The sequence below is a fragment of the Streptomyces griseus genome, from assembly GCF_001715295.1.
Classification (GTDB): domain Bacteria; phylum Actinomycetota; class Actinomycetes; order Streptomycetales; family Streptomycetaceae; genus Streptomyces; species Streptomyces griseus_G.
Genome location: NZ_MDKB01000002.1, coordinates 1,952 through 19,909, shown reverse-complemented (window position 1 = coordinate 19,909; position 17,958 = coordinate 1,952). Strand labels below are relative to the sequence as shown.

Sequence of the window (17,958 nt, the reverse complement as noted above, 5' to 3'; positions counted from 1 at the left end):
GATCCTTGAACGCTCCCGGGAAGTGGTCCAGGCACTGCTCCGGCAGCGTCCCCGTCACCCGTCGCACTCGTCGTCTTCGTACGCAGGCTGTCGCGGGCGCAGCCCTTAGCTGATCTGTCCGTACAGGGCCCGGCTCAGGGCCGTCAGTTGCCGCTCGTCGAGGCGGTCCGTGTCCGTGTCGCCCAGCGTCAGCAGAAGAGCGGCGTGGCCCTCGCCGTCCGGCTCGACCCGCACGTTGGCGTAGTCGCCGGTCCTGCCCAGCACCGGCCGGCCCGGCTCGCCCTTGCCCGTCGCACGCAGATAGGCGTTGAGCGCGGGAACGTCCTCATCGCTCACCTCTCGCATCACGGGCGTCAGCAGGTACTCCGGCTGCGGCTTCTCCGCCGCGATGAGGTGCACCTCCACCGACTGCCGGCCCACGTGGAACCAGCAGCTGACCAGCCCGCCGGGGTTGCCGGCGAACGGCGTGTCCTCGTCGGCCTCGTAGCCGTTCTCCGCCGTGACCGCGGGACCCTCCGAGCCGCCGGGCACCGGGCCGGCGGCGACCTCGCCGGTGATCCCGGCGTCGGACACCGCCTGCGCGAAGTCGTACGGGAGCGGGCAGGTGTCCGTGCCGTCGGGGCCGACCTCCTCCGCCATCTCGGCGAGGCCCTTGACGCTCACGGGTACACCCGCCCCACTGCCACCGTCCGCCTGGCAGCCGGTCAGCAGCGCCGCCACCAGTACCGCCGCGCAGTGCGCCCCGTAGCGGGACGTGCGCGTGAGCGCACCCCGCTCTCGTCGGTCCGCCGTCGGAGGCACGCCTCTACCGTCCGTCGAGACCGGAGGCCTACGGGCCGACCGGGGCCTGAGGACGGGAGCGAACCGGGAGTGGATCTCCGGTTCGTTGCCGCCGAAAGGAGCGGAGGCCCCCCGAGGGGCGTTCTTCTCGGCGGAGCGCCGGCCCATGAGGACCTTGACCTGCTTGTCCCAGGGCTCCGTCACCTTCTTCGGACCCGCCCCGGTGTCCCGGCCGCCGAACTCCTTGACGGCCGCGGCGGAGGACTCGTCCGCCCGGTCGGTGGCCTTCCTGGTGTCCGGCTCCGGCTCGGTCTCCATGGTGTCGGCCGCGGCCTTCTTCTCCGCAGGGGTGGACGCCAGGTCCGTCTGACCCCCGGGACCGGGCAACGGCCCGTCGTCCGCACCGTTCAACCGCATGGACGTGTCCTGCTGGTGCGTGGCCCCGGCACGCAGCAGGCCCCACTCCTCGTCGAAGCCCATCGAATCCCCCGTCGTACCGATGCTCCAGCGGCCGGCCGTCCCGGCCGGTGGCCCGGACCCGGACTCCGGGCGGGTCGCTCCGAGAGAGGCTAGTACACGGAACATTCCGGCGAGGCGGCCCGGGGCGGACCGTACCCCGGCCCGCCCCGGCCCGCCCCGGCGTCAGTGCTGCTCCGGCAGCCGTCCCGTCTGTACCAGCGGGGTCCCGCGCCGGCGCGACGCGAAGTACCCGCGCCCCGGCGGCATCGCGTGGCCGCGTACGGAGCCGATCAGCTCGCCCTCGGACGGGTCGCCGGCCAGCACCACGCCCTGCGCGCCCAGTTCCTTGATGCGCTGCATGAAGCCCTCGTACATCGCCCTCGACGCACCCGCCGAGTTCCGCGCGATGATGAACCGGACCCCGGTGTCCCGGGCGAACGGCAGGTACTCCGCGAGCGGGGCCAGCGGATTGCCCGCGTTCGTGGCGACCAGGTCGTAGTCGTCGACGACGATGAAGATCTGCGGTCCCGACCACCAGCTGCGGTCCCGCAGCTGCTGCGGTGTCACGTCCGTGGGCGGCTGGCGCCGGGAGAAGACCCCCGCGAGCGCCTCCATGTGCATCTGCATGGCGCTCGCCATCGGCGCGTACTCCAGCAGATGGGACTCCGGCAGCGCACCCAGCAGGGCACGCCGGTAGTCGCCCACGACCAGCTTCGCCTCGTCGGGGGAGTAGCGCTCCGCGATCTGCTTGGCGATCAGCCGCAGCAGGTTGGTCTTGCCCGACTCGCTCTCGCCGAAGATCAGGAAGAACGGGTCCGTCTCGAAGTCGACGAACACCGGCTCCAGCGAGGTCTCGTCGATCCCGATCGCGATGCCCCGCTCAGGGAACTCGAAGCCCTTCGGCAACTGGTCCGCCGGCAGCTTGCGCGGCAGCAGCCGCACCGAAGGCGCCGCCGGACCCGCCCAGTTCGACCTCACGGCCCCGACGAAGGCGGCGGTGCCCTCCGAGAGGTCGTCGCCGCTGCTCACGGAGTCGATGCGCGGCAGGGCACCCATGAAGTGCAGCTTCTCCGGGACCTGACCACGACCCGGCACACCCGTGGGCACGTTCGCCGCGACCTTGCGGTCGAACTCGGAGTCCATGACGTCACCGAGCCGCAGTTCGAGCCGCCCGAGGATCTGGTCCTTCAGCGCCGCCCGCACCTCCATGTAACGGGCCGCCGTGATCACCACGTGGACGCCGTACCCGAGACCGCGCGCGGCGATCTCCGTGACGACCTGCTCCAACCCCTCGTACTCGGCGCGGAAGCCGCCCCAGCCGTCGATCACCAGGAACACGTCGCCCCACGCCTCGCCGGGCAGCTCGCCCTGGGCGCGCTTACGCCGGTAGGTGGCGATGGAGTCGATGGAGTGGGCGCGGAAGAACTCCTCACGCCGGTTGAGCACACCCCCGACCTCCGCGACCGTACGCCGCACCCGCTCCGGATCCAGCCGTGACGCCATGCCGCCCACATGCGGCAGCTCCGCCAGCGAGACGAGACCGCCACCGCCGAAGTCCAGCCCGTAGAACTGCACCTCGTGCGGCGTGTGGGTGAGGGCGAACGAGGAGATCAGCGCCCGCATCATCGTCGACTTGCCGGACTGCGGACCACCCACGACCAGCATGTGACCGGCCGCACCGGAGAAGTCCCGGTACAGCACCTCACGCCGCTGCTCGAACGGCTTGTCGATCAGTCCGAGCGGCACGGTGAGACCGCCGGGCCGGGTGTACTCGGTCGCCGTGAACCCGCGCTCCGCGGTCGGCGCGAGCCCCGGCAGCAGCTGGTCGAGCGTCGGCGCCCGGTCCAGCGGCGGCAGCCACACCTGGTGGGCCGGCACCCCCTGACCCTCCAGCCGCCGCACGATCACGTCGAGCACCGTGTCCGCGAGTGCCTCGTCGTCCGCCGCCGCCCGTGCGGCCGACTGCGCCGGATCGGGCGCCGCGTAGACGACGGGCACCGGGGTGGCGCTGAACACCACCGGCCGCCGCTCGATCGGCAGCTGCCCCACCGACAGGTCGGGACCGCCCGTCCGGTACGTCCCCGACACGTACGCCGCCTTGAAGCGGGTCATCTCGTCCGTACCGAACTTCAGGTAGCCCGAACCCGGCACCGACGGAAGGTGGTACGCGTCCGGCACACCCAGCGCCGTACGCGACTCCGCCGCCGAGAAGGTCCGCAGACCGATCCGGTAGGAGAGGTACGTGTCCAGCCCCCGCAGCTTGCCCTCCTCCAGACGTTGCGACGCCAGCAGCAGATGGACACCCAGCGAGCGGCCGATGCGGCCGATCTGGATGAACATGTCGATGAAGTCGGGCTTGGCCGTGAGGAGTTCGGAGAACTCGTCGATCACCAGCACCAGTGAGGCCAGCGGCTCCAGCGCCGCGCCCGCCGCCCTGGCCTTCTCGTAGTCGTGGATGTTCGCGTAGTTGCCCGCCGAGCGCAGCAGTTCCTGGCGCCGCTGCAGCTCACCGCGGATCGCGTCTCCCATGCGGTCGACGAGGGTGAGGTCGTCCGCGAGGTTGGTGATGACCGCCGCCACGTGCGGCATCTGCGACATCCCGGCGAACGTCGCACCGCCCTTGAAGTCGGCGAGCACGAAGTTCAGCGTCTCCGAGGAGTGCGTGACCGCGAGCCCCAGCACCAGCGTCCGCAGCAGCTCCGACTTCCCGGAACCCGTCGCGCCCACGCACAGCCCGTGCGGGCCCATGCCGTCCTGCGCGGCCTCCTTCAGGTCCAGCATCACCGGCTGGCCGTCCTCGCCCACGCCGATCGGCACACGCAGCCGCTCCGACACGGAGCGGGGCCGCCAGGTGCGGGCCACGTCGACCGAAGCCGCGTCCCCCAGGTTGAGCAGGTCCGTGAAGTCCAGGTTGGCCAGCAGCGGTTCGTCGTCGTCACCCCCGCCCGTGCGCAGCGGCGCCAGCTGCCGCGCCAGCGCCTCCGCGGCCTCCGGCGACAGGCTGTCCGGCACGCCCTCGTACGCCAGACCGGCACCCGACTCCAGCCGCAGCAGCCCCGGCCGTACCACCACCGACAGGCCGCCGCGCGGCTCGTCGAGCTCGCCCGGCACCACCTCGACGATCGTCACACCCTGCAGGCCCTCGGCCGCCGCGAACAGCGAGTCGGGCGGCACCATCCCACCGTCCAGCACCACTACGATGTGCGGCTGGTCCAGCACCGGCTGGCTCTCCCGGCCGAACCGCGGCCGCCCGTCCAGCCGGCTCGCCAGCAGCGTCTCCAGCTCACCCAGATCGTCGCCGAACAGCCGCCTCGTACCGGCACCGTCGACCTGCCCCGGCACCTGCGTGTGCGGCAGCCACTTCGTCCAGTCCCACCGCGCCACCGCCCCCGGTGCCGCCACGACGGCGACCATCAGGTCCTCGGGGGAGTGCAGGGTCACCAGCTGCGCCACGAGCGCGCGCGCCGTCGACTGCGCCGACTCCGGCCGGCCCGACACCGTCACGTGGTAGAACGCCCGCATCGACACGGCCATCGGCAGCCCGTCCAGCGAACCGTGTACCGCGAGGAACTGCTGCATCGCCCCCGCGCACATCGGCTCCAGCTCGTCCACCGGAGCCGTGTCGGGGGCGACCAGCGGGGTCGACAGCTGCTGGGCGCCCAGGCCCACCCGCACCTGGGCGAAGTCGTTGTCGCCGACGCGTCGCTCCCAGACCCGGCTGCCCTCGGCCACCACCGACCACAACTGCTCCGGCGCGGGGTGCAGATAGAGCTGGACGTCGCGCTGCGCGCGGGCCGTCCTGCGCACCGCGCGGCGCGTCTGCGCCAGGTACTTCAGGTAGTCACGTCGGACATCGCCCATTTGCCCCTGCGTACCACGGCGGTGCCGGACGATCTGGGCGACGACCATACCGACGGTCGAGACCAGCATCAGGACGCCCATGATCCGCATGAACGGAGGGGCCTGCGGAGAGAAGAAGAAGACCACCGACGACCCCATGCCGAGCACCGGCAGGATCTGCATCAGCATGCCCTCCTGCTGCCCGCGGGGCAGTTCGGGAGGAGCCTCCAACACCAATTCCTCGACGGGCACTTCCGGCGGCAGAGACCGCGGAGGACGCTTCACGACGATCTGGCTCACCGGAACATCAATCCCTCGGTACGGACGGGCGGAAGGCCGGTTCTGTCCGCACCGACGCCCCCGTGGCTGCGTTTGCTGCGGACTTCGATCCGCGCGACGGTGATCCTACGTGCCGATCGCCTTCCCCCCTCCCGGTAGGGTGGCGCGCGCACTGTGCGCAACCGCGAATCAGGGGGACCAGACACGTGAGTACGACCGCAGCGACGGGATTCTGCCGCGTCACTGTCGTGGCACCCGACAGCCGGATCGACGTCGCCCTCCCGGAGGACATCGCCGTCGCCGACGTCTACCCCGAGATCCTGCGTCTCACGGGCCAGACCCAGGCGGCCGGAACACCGACCGGCTATCACCTCGTACGCCGCGACGGCACCGTCCTGGACGGCGCCCGCACCCTCGCCGCGCAGCAGGTACTCGACGGCGAACTCCTCAGCCTGCGGCCCTTCGCGCAGTCACTGCCGCCCGCCGTCTTCGACGACGTCTCGGACGCCGTCGCCTCCGCCGTCACCCGCGACCGCCACCTGTGGAGCGACGAACTCCTGCGCGGCGCGGGGCTGGTGGGCGGCGTGCTGCTGCTCGTCCTGATGGGCTTCGTGCTCTGGTTCGCCGACCCCGTGCGGCACGACATGCACAGCCTGCCCGGCATCATCGCCGGCTCCGCGGGACTCCTGCTGACGGCCTTCGCGGGAGTGCGCGCCCGGGTCTACGCGGACCGGGCCACGGCGGTCGCCCTGGGCCTCGGCGCCCTGCCCCTCGTCCTCATCGCGGGCTCCGGCGTCATCGGCCCCGACGCCGGTCAGGGCCCCGGCCGGCTGCAGTTCCTGCTCGGCTGCGTCGCGGTCCTGCTCGCCTCGGTCGTCCTGGTCGCCCTCACCCCGAGCGGTGACGCCCCCTTCGTCGCGGCCACCTTCCTGGCCACCGTCGGCACCCTCGCCACCTTCGTCGCGATCCTCACCGAGGCCACGGCCACCCGGACCGCCGCCGTCTGCGCCCCGGTCGCCCTCGGCCTGGTCGCCTTCCTGCCCGGCCTCTCCGCGCGCTTCGCCCGGCTGCCCATCGGCTACGCCGCCCCCCGCCCCGGACCCGCCGGCTACGACGAGGCCTTCGCCGAGCCCGGCGCCACCCCCGAGGCCGAACCCGTCGACGCCGACCGCATCGCCGCCCAGGCCCGCCGCGGCCACGAGATGCTCCTCGGCCTGGTCGGCGGCTGCTCCGCGGTCGTCGTGGGATCCGCCGCGGTCCTCGGCTTCTCCGACGACATCTGGGGGCAGGTCCTGGCCCTGGCCGCCGGGCTCGCGATGCTGCTGCGCGCCCGCCTCTTCCGGTACTCCTCCCAGGTCACCTGCGTCCTGGTGGCCGGCCTCGGCGCGATCGCCCTGCTCGTCCTCGGACTCTCGCTCAACCCGCCGGCCGACCTGCTGTACGACCTGGTGCGCTACGGGGACCGGGGCTCGCTGGACATCCGTACGATCTGGCTCTCGGCGGCGGTCGCGGCGGGCGCCGCCCTGCTCACCGCGATCGGCCTGATCATCCCGCGCAAGGGCCTCTCCCCGTTCTGGGGCCGCCTCCTCGACCTCACGGAGAGCGCCCTGCTGCTCTCCCTGGTCCCGCTCTGCCTGGCCGTACTCGACGTCTACGCACGGGCCCGCGCCATGACCGGCTGACGCCCGTCGGAGGAGCCCCGGAACGGCTGGTACTCTGACTGGTGGCCGTTTGTGTACGCGTTCCCGGATCATCCCTGGGGACTGCGCTCATCGGACCTTCGCCTCCGAGTCACGGAAGCTCCCCTGCGGTCAAGACCAGGGGCACTCGTGGGCGCATCGAACACTCAGAGGAGTATGCGTGCCGCTCGACGCCGCTACGAAGAAGCAGATCATGTCCGAGTTCGCCCAGAAGGAGGGTGACACCGGATCCCCCGAGGTCCAGGTCGCCATGCTCTCCCGCCGGATCTCGGACCTGACGGAGCACCTCAAGACGCACAAGCACGACCACCACTCCCGTCGTGGTCTGCTGATCCTGGTCGGCCAGCGTCGCCGCCTCCTTCAGTACCTGGCCAAGAAGGACATCCAGCGCTTCCGTGCGCTCGTCGACCGCCTCGGCATCCGCCGTGGTGCGGCCGGCGGCGCCAAGTAAGCACGCTGTGAGAGGGAGCGGTTCCCCGGTTCCAGGGGGCCGCTCCCTTTGCTGTACGTGCGGGACAGGGGTTCCGCTCAGTAACCTGGACGCACAACACAAGAACGAGGAGAGGCGCCTGACGGCCGCCGCCGGTCCTCGGTAGTGGCCCCCGGGGGTCAACGCCCGGGAGCTTCGATCGAAGACCGGCCCGCACACACGGTGCGCTTCTCCGCACCGTCCTCCGCCACACGGGCGGCAGGACGAAAGACGACGAGTATGGAGAAATCACTAGTGGAGAACGAGACCCACTACGCCGAAGCCGTGATCGACAACGGCACCTTCGGCACCCGCACCATCCGCTTCGAGACGGGCCGCCTGGCCAAGCAGGCCGCCGGCTCCGCCGTCGCGTACCTGGACGACGACACCATGGTGCTGTCGGCCACCACCGCTTCCAAGCGGCCCAAGGACCAGCTCGACTTCTTCCCCCTCACCGTGGACGTCGAGGAGCGGCAGTACGCGGCCGGCAAGATCCCCGGCTCCTTCTTCCGCCGTGAGGGCCGGCCCTCCGAGGACGCGATCCTCACCTGCCGCCTGATCGACCGCCCGCTGCGCCCCTCCTTCAAGAAGGGCCTGCGCAACGAGATCCAGATCGTCGAGACGATCATGGCGCTCAACCCCGACCACCTGTACGACGTGGTCGCGATCAACGCCGCCTCCGCCTCCACGATCCTGGCCGGCCTGCCCTTCTCCGGCCCGATCGGCGCCACCCGGGTAGCCCTGATCAAGGGCCAGTGGGTCGCCTTCCCGACGCACACCGAGCTCGAGGACGCCGTCTTCGACATGGTCGTCGCCGGTCGCGTCCTGGAGGACGGCGACGTCGCGATCATGATGGTCGAGGCCGAGGCCACCGAGAAGACCATCCAGCTCGTCAAGGACGGCGCCGAGGCCCCGACCGAAGAGGTCGTCGCCGCCGGCCTCGAGGCCGCGAAGCCCTTCATCAAGGCGCTCTGCACGGCCCAGTCCGACCTCGCCGCCAAGGCCGCCAAGCCCACCGGCGAGTTCCCGGTCTTCCTCGACTACCAGGACGACGTCCTGGAGGCGCTCACCTCCGCCGTCAGCACCGAGCTCGCCAAGGCGCTCACCATCGCCGGCAAGCAGGAGCGCGAGGCGGAGCTGGACCGCATCAAGGAGATCGCCGGCGAGAAGCTCCTCCCGGCCTTCGAGGGCCGCGAGAAGGAGATCTCCGGTGCCTACCGCGCGCTGACCAAGAAGCTGGTCCGCGAGCGCGTCATCAAGGACAAGGTCCGCATCGACGGCCGCGGCGTCACGGACATCCGTACGCTCGCCGCCGAGGTCGAGGCCATCCCGCGCGTGCACGGCTCGGCGCTGTTCGAGCGTGGCGAGACCCAGATCCTGGGCGTCACCACCCTCAACATGCTCCGCATGGAGCAGCAGCTGGACACCCTCTCCCCGGTGACCCGCAAGCGCTACATGCACAACTACAACTTCCCGCCGTACTCCGTCGGTGAGACCGGCCGCGTGGGCTCGCCCAAGCGCCGCGAGATCGGCCACGGCGCGCTCGCCGAGCGCGCCATCGTGCCGGTGCTTCCGTCGCGCGAGGAGTTCCCCTACGCGATCCGCCAGGTCTCCGAGGCGCTGGGCTCCAACGGCTCGACGTCCATGGGCTCGGTCTGCGCCTCCACCATGTCCCTGCTGAACGCCGGTGTGCCGCTCAAGGCCGCCGTCGCCGGTATCGCCATGGGCCTGATCTCCCAGGAGATCGACGGCAAGACCCACTACGTCGCCCTCACCGACATCCTCGGTGCGGAGGACGCCTTCGGCGACATGGACTTCAAGGTCGCCGGTACGAAGCAGTTCGTGACCGCGCTCCAGCTCGACACCAAGCTCGACGGCATCCCCGCCTCGGTCCTGGCCGCCGCGCTGAAGCAGGCCCGTGACGCGCGTCTGCACATCCTGGACGTCATGAACGAGGCCATCGACGTCCCGGACGAGATGTCCCCGAACGCCCCGCGGATCATCACGGTCAAGATCCCGGTGGACAAGATCGGTGAGGTCATCGGCCCCAAGGGCAAGATGATCAACCAGATCCAGGAGGACACCGGCGCCGACATCACGATCGAGGACGACGGCACCATCTACATCGGTGCCCAGCAGGGCTCGCAGGCCGAGGCGGCCCGCGCCACGATCAACGCGATCGCCAACCCGACCATGCCGGAGGTCGGCGAGCGCTACCTGGGTACGGTCGTCAAGACCACCACCTTCGGTGCGTTCGTCTCCCTCATGCCCGGCAAGGACGGTCTGCTGCACATCTCGCAGATCCGCAAGCTCGCCGGTGGCAAGCGCGTGGAGAACGTCGAGGACGTGCTCGCCGTCGGTGCCAAGGTCCAGGTCGAGATCGCCGAGATCGACTCCCGCGGCAAGCTCTCCCTGATCCCCGTGATCGAGGGCGAAGAGGCCGACGAGAAGAAGGACGACGCCGCCCAGTGACGTCGCGTAGTTCCGTGACGACGGCCCGCCCCTCCTCCGAGGGGCGGGCCGTCGCCCGTACCCAAACGCTCCTCAAGGGCACCAACGGCATCGGCACCGTCCGCCGCACCGTTCTCCCCGGCGGCCTCCGGGTCGTCACCGAGACCCTGCCCTCCGTACGCTCCGCCACCTTCGGGATCTGGGCCAACGTCGGGTCACGCGACGAGACGCCCACCCTGAACGGCGCGACGCACTACCTCGAACACCTCCTCTTCAAGGGCACCGCCAAGCGCAGCGCACTCGACATCTCGTCCGCGATCGACGCGGTCGGCGGAGAGATGAACGCCTTCACGGCGAAGGAGTACACCTGCTACTACGCGCGGGTCCTGGACACCGACCTGCCGCTGGCCATCGACGTCGTCTGCGACATGCTGACCGGCTCGCTGATCGCCTCCGAGGACGTCGACGCCGAGCGCGGCGTCATCCTCGAGGAGATCGCGATGACGGAGGACGACCCCGGTGACTGCGTGCACGACCTGTTCGCGCACACCATGCTCGGCGACACCCCGCTGGGCCGGCCGGTCCTCGGCACCGTCGACACGATCAACGCGCTGAACCGCGGCCAGATCGCCCGCTTCTACAAGAAGCACTACGACCCCACGCACCTGGTCGTCGCCGCCGCGGGCAACGTCGACCACGCCACGGTCGTACGCCAGGTCCGCAGGGCCTTCGAGCGGGCCGGCGCCCTGTCCCGTACCGACGCCGTCCCCACGGCGCCGCGCGAAGGCACCCGCACCCTGCGCACGGCAGGCAAGGTCGAGCTGCTGAACCGCAGGACGGAGCAGGCCCACGTCGTCCTCGGCATGCCCGGCCTGGCCAGGACCGACGAGCGCCGCTGGGCCCTCGGTGTCCTGAACACCGCGCTCGGCGGCGGCATGAGCTCGCGCCTGTTCCAGGAGGTACGGGAGAAGCGCGGTCTCGCCTACAGCGTGTACTCGTACACCTCCGGCTTCGCCGACTGCGGACTCTTCGGCGTCTACGCGGGCTGCCGGCCCAGCCAGGTGCACGACGTCCTCAAGATCTGCCGCGACGAGCTCGACCGGGTGGCGAGCGACGGCCTCGGCGACGAGGAGATCGGACGCGCCGTCGGCCAGCTCGCCGGCTCCACCGTCCTCGGCCTGGAGGACACGGGCGCCCTGATGAACCGCATCGGCAAGAGCGAGCTGTGCTGGGGCGAGCAGATGTCGGTCGACGACATGCTGGCGAAGATCGCGGCCGTCACCCCCGACGAGGTCCGCGCGGTGGCGGCCGAAGTCCTCGGACACCGGCCCTCGCTCTCGGTCATCGGCCCCCTCAAGGACAAGCAGGCGGACCGCCTCCACGAAGCGGTCTCCTAATCCCGTAAGGAAACAGAGCACATGAGCAAGCTGCGCGTGGCCGTTCTCGGCGCCCAGGGACGCATCGGGTCCGAAGCGGTGCGAGCCGTCGAGGCCGCCGGCGACATGGAGCTGGTGGCCGCACTCGGCCGCGGCGACAGGCTGGAGACCCTCACGGACACCGGCGCCCAGGCCGTCGTCGAGCTCACCACCCCCGGGTCGGTGATGGACAACCTCGACTTCTGTGTCCGGCACGGCATCCACGCGGTCGTCGGCACCACGGGATGGACCGACGAACGGCTCGCGCGGCTGAACACCTGGCTCGCCGGCTCCCCCGGAACCGGAGTGCTCATCGCGCCGAACTTCTCCATCGGCGCGGTCCTCACCATGAAGTTCGCCGAGCAGGCCGCCCGCTACTTCGAGTCCGTCGAGGTCATCGAGCTCCACCATCCGAACAAGGCGGACGCCCCCTCCGGCACCGCCACCCGCACCGCCCAGCTCATCGCCGCGGCCCGCGAGAAGGCCGGCTGCGCCCCGCAGCCGGACGCCACCGCCACGGCGCTGGACGGCGCCCGGGGCGCTGACGTCGACGGGGTCCCGGTCCACTCGGTCCGGCTCCGCGGCCTCCTCGCCCACCAGGAGGTTTTGCTGGGCGGCGAGGGCGAGACCCTCACCCTGCGCCACGACTCACTGCACCACAGCAGCTTCATGCCGGGCATCCTGCTCGGCACCCGCCGCGTGGTGGCCACTCCCGGCCTCACCTTCGGCCTGGAACACTTCCTCGACCTGAACTGACGGGGCACCCCCCATGCGCGCAAAGCTCACCTACACCGTCACCGCCGCCGTCCTGGTCTTCTACTTCGTCCTTGCCGGCAGCCGTGGCGTCCTGCTCATCCGGCACGGCACGCTGCTGACGGTCACGTTCGGCGTGGCGGTGCTGATCCTGCCGGCCATCGGCGTCTGGTTCCTCTGGAAGAACACCCAGTTCGTCCGCAGGGCCAACGCCCTGGCGGCGGAACTGGACGCGGAGGGCGGCCTGCCCGTCGACGAGCTGGTGCGCACCCCGTCCGGGCGTATCGACCGTGCCTCGGCCGACGCGGTGTTCGCGCGGAGGCGCGAGGAGACCGAGGACGCCCCGGACGACTGGCGCTGCTGGTTCCGGCTGGCCGTCGCCTACCAGGACGCCAGGGACACCCCACGGGCCCGCAAGGCGATGCAGCGTGCCATCGCCCTGCACGCGGACAAGCCGGTACGCGCCTGAGAGGCGCCGCACCGGCTTGTCCGTGTGTCATACCGGCGTCAGCCGGTGCGGTACTCGTCGCCCCAGGCCTCGATCGTGTCGGTGGCGCGCTCGAACGCCTCGGCACGGGCCAGGAAGTCGGCGTTGTGGTCCGTGACCAGTGGCGGCAGCGCCTCGCCGCCGCGCCGTACGACGATCAGGGCCTGGCCCTGGACGGTGCGCGGGAAGCCGAGCCACCGCACCGGCTGCTGGACCGTGCGGACCGACTCGGTCCGGTCCCACGGCACCGTGGTCGTACGGAGGAAGCCCACCCGGCGGACACCGTGCCGGCTGACCCACGCGCCCACGCGCAGCAGCCGCAGCGCGCAGATGATCGCCACGCCCGCGAGGGCGAAGCACGCGGTGGCGCCGGACAGCGATCCGGCGAACGAGATGACCATGGCCGCGAGCAGCACGAAGGACGCCAGCAGCAGCAGGGTGGCCGCCGCCGAGACCCGCCACGGACCGGGCCGGTAGGGCCTCCGCCAGCTGTCGTGGTCGTCGAACGGCAGCGCGATGTCCTCCGCGCCCGCGTCGAATGCGCGGTCGGCCGTCAGGAAGGGCAGGGGCACGACTGATCCTCACTCACAAGCACGCTCGATTGCTGTGCCCGGTGAGGCTACCGAGCAGCCCCCGGGGCGGCCACCCCAGGGGCCCCGTACGGGTCAGCGGTGCTGCGACGCCTCGGACGTCTGGCCGTGCGACGGTGCCGTGCCGGTCTCGAGGGCGGGGACGCCGAACAGCAGTGCCCCGGCGAAACCGGCGATGAGGGTGAGTCCCACGAGGGAGCGGCCGGCCAGCTGCGAGACGCTGGCCCGTTCGCGGGGAGGCGGAGTGACATTGCTGCGGAACCGGTCGGCCTCGGCTACGAACGAGAACGGGACGGATTCACGCCGGCGGAACATGAGGAAGCTCTCCTTGAACTCTGTGACGGGTGCTGCTGTCGAGTCAGACGTACGGACGGCCCGATCGGTGCCCCGAATCGCCGATCCGTCCGAGAATTTCCCGCTGACGGAGGCGTACCCCGGGGGCCCGTAGAGTGGACGCCGCACGAGCGACGCCATTGGAAGGACCCCCGCCGGTGACCGAGACCCCCGAGCCCACGAAGGCCCACTTCCGAAGCGATGTCACCGTTGACCTGGTGAAATCGGCTGCCACCGACTCCGACGTGCTCTTCGCGGCCCGTGTGTCGACGGCCGGTGAGCAGTCCCTGGAGGAGGTCACGAAGGACCCCGAGCGCTCGAAGGGGCTCATCAACTACCTGATGCGCGACCGGCACGGAAGCCCGTTCGAGCACAACTCGATGACCTTCTTCATCAGCGCCCCGATCTTCGTGTTCCGCGAGTTCATGCGGCACCGCGTGGGCTGGTCGTACAACGAGGAATCGGGCCGTTACAGGGAGCTCGAACCGGTCTTCTACGTCCCGGGGGAGTCGCGCAAGCTGATCCAGCAGGGCCGGCCCGGGAAGTACGAGTTCGTCGAGGGGACCCCGGAACAGCACGCGCTCACCAGCCGTGTCATGGAGGATTCCTACCGCCGGGCGTACGAGGCCTACCAGGAGATGCTGGCGGCCGGAGTCGCCCGTGAGGTGGCCCGCGCGGTGCTCCCGGTCGGGCTGTTCTCGACGATGTACGCCACGTGCAACGCCCGCTCGCTGATGCACTTCCTGGGCCTGCGCACCCAGCACGAGCTGGCGAAGGTCCCGTCCTTCCCGCAGCGCGAGATCGAAATGGTCGGCGAACAGATGGAGCAGCACTGGCAGACCCTGATGCCGCTCACTCATGCCGCCTTCAATAAAAACGGCCGGGTAGCCCCGTAGGCGGTGTCCGTATTGCGGGCTTTCGAGAAGTTCATCTAGGCTGATCAAACGGACCCGGTACTGCCTGAACCCCCGAGCAGGCAGTGCCGGGCTCCTCTTCTCCGTCCCCCGAGGGGACCCGGCGCTCCGAGCAACGAGTAGCGTGTTACCCATGGCTCCGATCTCCACTCCGCAGACCCCCTTCGGGCGGGTCCTCACCGCTATGGTCACGCCCTTCACGGCGGACGGCGCTCTCGACCTCGACGGCGCCCAGCGGCTCGCCGCCCATCTGGTGGACGCAGGCAATGACGGCCTGATCGTCAACGGCACCACGGGCGAGTCCCCGACCACCGGCGACGTGGAGAAAGACCAGCTCGTACGGGCGGTCCTCGAAGCCGTGGGAGACCGGGCCCACGTCATCGCCGGCGTCGGGACCAACGACACGCGGCACAGCATCGAGCTGGCCCGCGCCGCCGAGCGCGCCGGCGCCCACGGCCTCCTCGCGGTCACCCCGTACTACAACAAGCCCCCGCAGGAGGGCCTGCTGCGGCACTTCGGTGCCGTCGCGGACTCCACCGGGCTGCCGGTCATGCTCTACGACATTCCCGGCCGCAGTGGGGTACCGATCGACACGGAGACGCTCGTCCGGCTCGCCGAGCACCCCCGGATCGTCGCCAACAAGGACGCCAAGGGTGACCTCGGCCGCGCCAGCTGGGCCATCGCCCAGTCCGGCCTCGCCTGGTACTCGGGCGACGACATGCTGAACCTGCCCCTGCTCTCGGTCGGGGCGGTCGGCTTCGTCTCCGTCGTCGGGCACGTGGTCACCCCCGAGCTGCGCGCGCTCCTGGAGGCGCACCTGGGGGGCGACGTGCAGAAGGCCACCGAGATCCACCAGAAGCTGCTCCCGGTCTTCACCGGCATGTTCCGCACCCAGGGTGTGATCACCACCAAGGCCGCACTCACCCTGCAGGGACTGCCCGCGGGGCCGCTGCGCCTGCCCATGGTCGAACTCACCGCGCAGGAGACGGCCCAGCTCAAGATCGATCTCGCCGCCGGCGGGGTACACCTGTAACCACGGACTTCACAACTGAATACGCGAGGAGACTCGCGACCGGAACACCCTCTGACAACAGCAAGTGCACGAATGACATGCGCGCCACGTGCCCTCAGCGGTACGTGGCGCGCGTGGTAAGGAGAGTCTTTTGAGTCATCCGCATCCTGAACTCGGTACCCCGCCGAAGCTCCCGAAGGGCGGCCTGCGGGTCACCCCGCTCGGTGGCCTGGGCGAGATCGGCCGCAACATGACGGTCTTCGAGTACGGCGGCCGCCTGCTCATCGTCGACTGCGGCGTGCTCTTCCCCGAGGAGGAGCAGCCCGGTATCGACCTGATCCTGCCGGACTTCACCACGATCCGGGACCGCCTCGACGACATCGAGGGCATCGTCCTCACGCACGGCCACGAGGACCACATCGGCGGTGTCCCCTTCCTGCTCCGCCTGAAGCCGGACATCCCGCTGATCGGCTCCAAGCTGACCCTGGCGCTCATCGAGGCCAAGCTCCAGGAACACCGCATCCGTCCCTACACCCTCGAGGTGGCCGAGGGACAGCGTGAGCGCATCGGAGTCTTCGACTGCGAGTTCATCGCGGTCAACCACTCCATCCCGGACGCTCTCGCGGTTGCCATCCGCACCCCCGCGGGCCTGGCCGTCGCGACCGGCGACTTCAAGATGGACCAGCTTCCGCTGGACGGCCGCCTCACCGACCTCCACGCGTTCGCGCGGCTGAGCGAGGAGGGCATCGACCTGCTGCTCTCCGACTCGACGAACGCCGAGGTCCCCGGCTTCGTCCCGCCGGAGAGGGACATCTCCAACGTCCTGCGGACGGTCTTCGCCAACGCGCAGAAGCGCATCATCGTGGCCAGCTTCGCGAGCCACGTCCACCGCATCCAGCAGATTCTGGACGCCGCCCACGAGTACGGCCGCAGGGTCGCCTTCGTGGGGCGTTCGATGGTCCGCAACATGGGCATCGCCCGGGACCTGGGCTACCTGAAGGTCCCGGCCGGCCTCGTCGTGGACGTGAAGACGCTCGACGACCTGCCCGACGACGAGGTCGTGCTGGTCTGCACGGGCTCCCAGGGCGAGCCGATGGCCGCCCTGTCCCGCATGGCCAACCGCGACCACCAGATCCGGATCGTCCCGGGTGACACGGTGATCCTCGCGTCCTCCCTGATCCCGGGGAACGAGAACGCGGTCTACCGTGTGATCAACGGCCTCACCCGCTGGGGTGCGAACGTCGTCCACAAGGGCAACGCCAAGGTCCACGTCTCGGGTCACGCGTCGGCCGGCGAGCTGCTGTACTTCTACAACATCTGCAAGCCGAAGAACCTGATGCCGGTCCACGGCGAATGGCGCCACCTCAGGGCCAACGCCGAACTCGGTGCCCTGACCGGCGTGCCGAAGGACCACATCGTCATCGCCGAGGACGGCGTCGTCGTCGACCTCGTCGACGGCAAGGCCAAGATCGTGGGCAAGGTCCAGGCGGGCTACGTGTACGTCGACGGCCTCTCGGTCGGCGACGTCACGGAGACCTCGCTCAAGGACCGCCGCATCCTCGGCGACGAGGGCATCATCTCGGTCTTCATCGTGGTGGACAGCTCCTCGGGCAAGATCGTGGGCGGCCCGCACATCCAGGCCCGTGGCTCGGGCATCGACGACGGCGCGTTCACGGCCGTCGTGCCCAAGGTCGAGGACGCCCTCAACAAGTCGGCCCAGGACGGTGTGATGGAGCCGCACCAGCTCCAGCAACTGGTCCGGCGCACGGTGGGCAAGTGGGTGTCCGACACCTACCGCCGGCGCCCGATGATCCTTCCGGTCGTCGTCGAGGTCTGACCCCGGCGGCCGCCCACCTGGAGCGGGGCTTCCCGATTTGCATCGGGGAGCCCCGCTCCAGTACGTTTACGTCTCCGCCTGAACGGGAAGCAGCCCGCGCACGTGTGCGCCGGGAAGCTGCTCGCCACGGCGGAGAATTCCGACCGAGAACCTCTGATAAAGTCGGCCACGCCGAAAGGCAAAGGCCCTCCGCAGGCCACTGGAATCGAATTCGAACCGGAAACGGAACGGAAAAGAGTCTGGTAGAGTCGGAATCGCCGGAAAGGGAAACGCGAAAGCGAAGAACTGGAAAGCAGCCCGCTTCGACCGGGAATCGGACGCGAAAGAGTCTGATAGAGTCGGAAACGCAAGAACGAAGGGAAGCGCCCGGNGCCCGGTGAAACGGGACCGAAGGAAGCGTCCGTTCCTTGAGAACTCAACAGCGTGCCAAAAGTCAACGCCAGATATGTTGATACCCCGGCCTGCTTCGGCAGGTTGGTGGTTCCTTTGAAAAGTCCTGCCGGCCTTTACCGGTCCGGTGGGCAACAACAGCGAGGACGCTGTGAACGACCGTTCTTATTCCGATCGGTCGTTCCGCTCTCGTGTTGTGATCCCGATTACGGGAAAACATTCACGGAGAGTTTGATCCTGGCTCAGGAC

13 protein-coding genes are annotated in these 17,958 nt (G+C 70.1%); 9 read left to right on the top strand and 4 right to left on the bottom strand.

The window, feature by feature from the left end; translation table 11 throughout:
- Positions 1-105: 105 nt before the first annotated feature.
- Both BA175_RS31665 and eccCa read right to left on the bottom strand, forming a co-directional pair.
- Positions 106-1,365 (bottom strand): hypothetical protein, encoded by a 1,260-nt coding sequence (locus tag BA175_RS31665; protein WP_254667829.1) that lies wholly within the window; start codon positions 1,363-1,365, stop codon positions 106-108.
- A gap of 57 nt (positions 1,366-1,422) precedes the next feature.
- Complete coding sequence (gene eccCa / locus BA175_RS06720) at positions 1,423-5,379, bottom strand: type VII secretion protein EccCa (RefSeq protein ID WP_069170381.1); 3,957 nt, start codon at positions 5,377-5,379, stop codon at positions 1,423-1,425.
- 185 nt (positions 5,380-5,564) lie between these two features.
- Here eccCa and eccD point away from each other — a divergent pair, with 185 nt between their 5' ends.
- The 6 genes from eccD to BA175_RS06690 all read left to right on the top strand — a co-directional run bounded on the left by eccD (position 5,565) and on the right by BA175_RS06690 (position 12,615).
- Entirely contained in the window at positions 5,565-7,040 is a 1,476-nt protein-coding gene (gene eccD, locus BA175_RS06715; RefSeq protein WP_069170380.1) for a type VII secretion integral membrane protein EccD, read from the top strand.
- Positions 7,041-7,218: 178 nt separating this feature from the next.
- On the top strand, positions 7,219-7,509 hold the full coding sequence (gene rpsO, locus BA175_RS06710; protein WP_003965855.1) for a 30S ribosomal protein S15: 291 nt from the start codon (positions 7,219-7,221) through the stop codon (positions 7,507-7,509).
- A 273-nt stretch (positions 7,510-7,782) separates the two neighbouring features.
- On the top strand, positions 7,783-9,999 hold the full coding sequence (locus tag BA175_RS06705) for a polyribonucleotide nucleotidyltransferase (protein WP_069170379.1): 2,217 nt from the start codon (positions 7,783-7,785) through the stop codon (positions 9,997-9,999).
- A complete protein-coding gene (locus tag BA175_RS06700; protein ID WP_069170378.1) occupies positions 9,996-11,375 on the top strand; it encodes a M16 family metallopeptidase in 1,380 nt (459 codons plus the stop codon). The genes BA175_RS06705 and BA175_RS06700 overlap by 4 nt, the downstream gene beginning before the upstream one ends.
- A 21-nt stretch (positions 11,376-11,396) precedes the next feature.
- Positions 11,397-12,149 (top strand): 4-hydroxy-tetrahydrodipicolinate reductase, encoded by a 753-nt coding sequence (gene dapB, locus BA175_RS06695; protein WP_069170377.1) that lies wholly within the window; start codon positions 11,397-11,399, stop codon positions 12,147-12,149.
- A 13-nt stretch (positions 12,150-12,162) separates the two neighbouring features.
- Entirely contained in the window at positions 12,163-12,615 is a 453-nt protein-coding gene (locus tag BA175_RS06690; protein ID WP_069170376.1) for a hypothetical protein, read from the top strand.
- A gap of 38 nt (positions 12,616-12,653) precedes the next feature.
- Here the strand turns inward: BA175_RS06690 and BA175_RS06685 are convergent, their stop codons facing one another.
- Together BA175_RS06685 and BA175_RS06680 are read right to left on the bottom strand one after the other, a co-directional pair.
- Positions 12,654-13,205 carry a hypothetical protein gene (locus tag BA175_RS06685; protein ID WP_069170375.1) on the bottom strand — a complete coding sequence of 184 codons (552 nt, stop codon included), beginning with the start codon at positions 13,203-13,205 and terminating at the stop codon, positions 12,654-12,656.
- A gap of 93 nt (positions 13,206-13,298) precedes the next feature.
- Positions 13,299-13,538 (bottom strand): hypothetical protein, encoded by a 240-nt coding sequence (locus BA175_RS06680; protein ID WP_069170374.1) that lies wholly within the window; start codon positions 13,536-13,538, stop codon positions 13,299-13,301.
- Positions 13,539-13,714: 176 nt separating this feature from the next.
- On the opposite strand from BA175_RS06680, the gene thyX reads away from it, so the two are divergent.
- The 3 genes from thyX to BA175_RS06665 all read left to right on the top strand — a co-directional run bounded on the left by thyX (position 13,715) and on the right by BA175_RS06665 (position 17,319).
- Positions 13,715-14,452 (top strand): FAD-dependent thymidylate synthase, encoded by a 738-nt coding sequence (gene thyX / locus BA175_RS06675; protein WP_069170373.1) that lies wholly within the window; start codon positions 13,715-13,717, stop codon positions 14,450-14,452.
- Between the two features lie 151 nt (positions 14,453-14,603).
- On the top strand, positions 14,604-15,503 hold the full coding sequence (gene dapA / locus BA175_RS06670) for a 4-hydroxy-tetrahydrodipicolinate synthase (protein WP_069170372.1): 900 nt from the start codon (positions 14,604-14,606) through the stop codon (positions 15,501-15,503).
- Between the two features lie 130 nt (positions 15,504-15,633).
- Positions 15,634-17,319, top strand: coding sequence for a ribonuclease J (locus tag BA175_RS06665; protein WP_069170371.1), 1,686 nt, complete (start codon positions 15,634-15,636; stop codon positions 17,317-17,319).
- Positions 17,320-17,958 lie beyond the last annotated feature (639 nt).

Coding starts and splice junctions, on each gene's coding strand:
- dapA (WP_069170372.1), top strand. CDS start 14,604: ATGGCTCCGATCTCCACTCCGCAGACCCCCTTCGGGCGGGTCCTCACC.
- BA175_RS06690 (WP_069170376.1), top strand. CDS start 12,163: ATGCGCGCAAAGCTCACCTACACCGTCACCGCCGCCGTCCTGGTCTTC.
- BA175_RS31665 (WP_254667829.1), bottom strand. CDS start 1,365: ATGTTCCGTGTACTAGCCTCTCTCGGAGCGACCCGCCCGGAGTCCGGG.
- BA175_RS06680 (WP_069170374.1), bottom strand. CDS start 13,538: ATGTTCCGCCGGCGTGAATCCGTCCCGTTCTCGTTCGTAGCCGAGGCC.
- dapB (WP_069170377.1), top strand. CDS start 11,397: ATGAGCAAGCTGCGCGTGGCCGTTCTCGGCGCCCAGGGACGCATCGGG.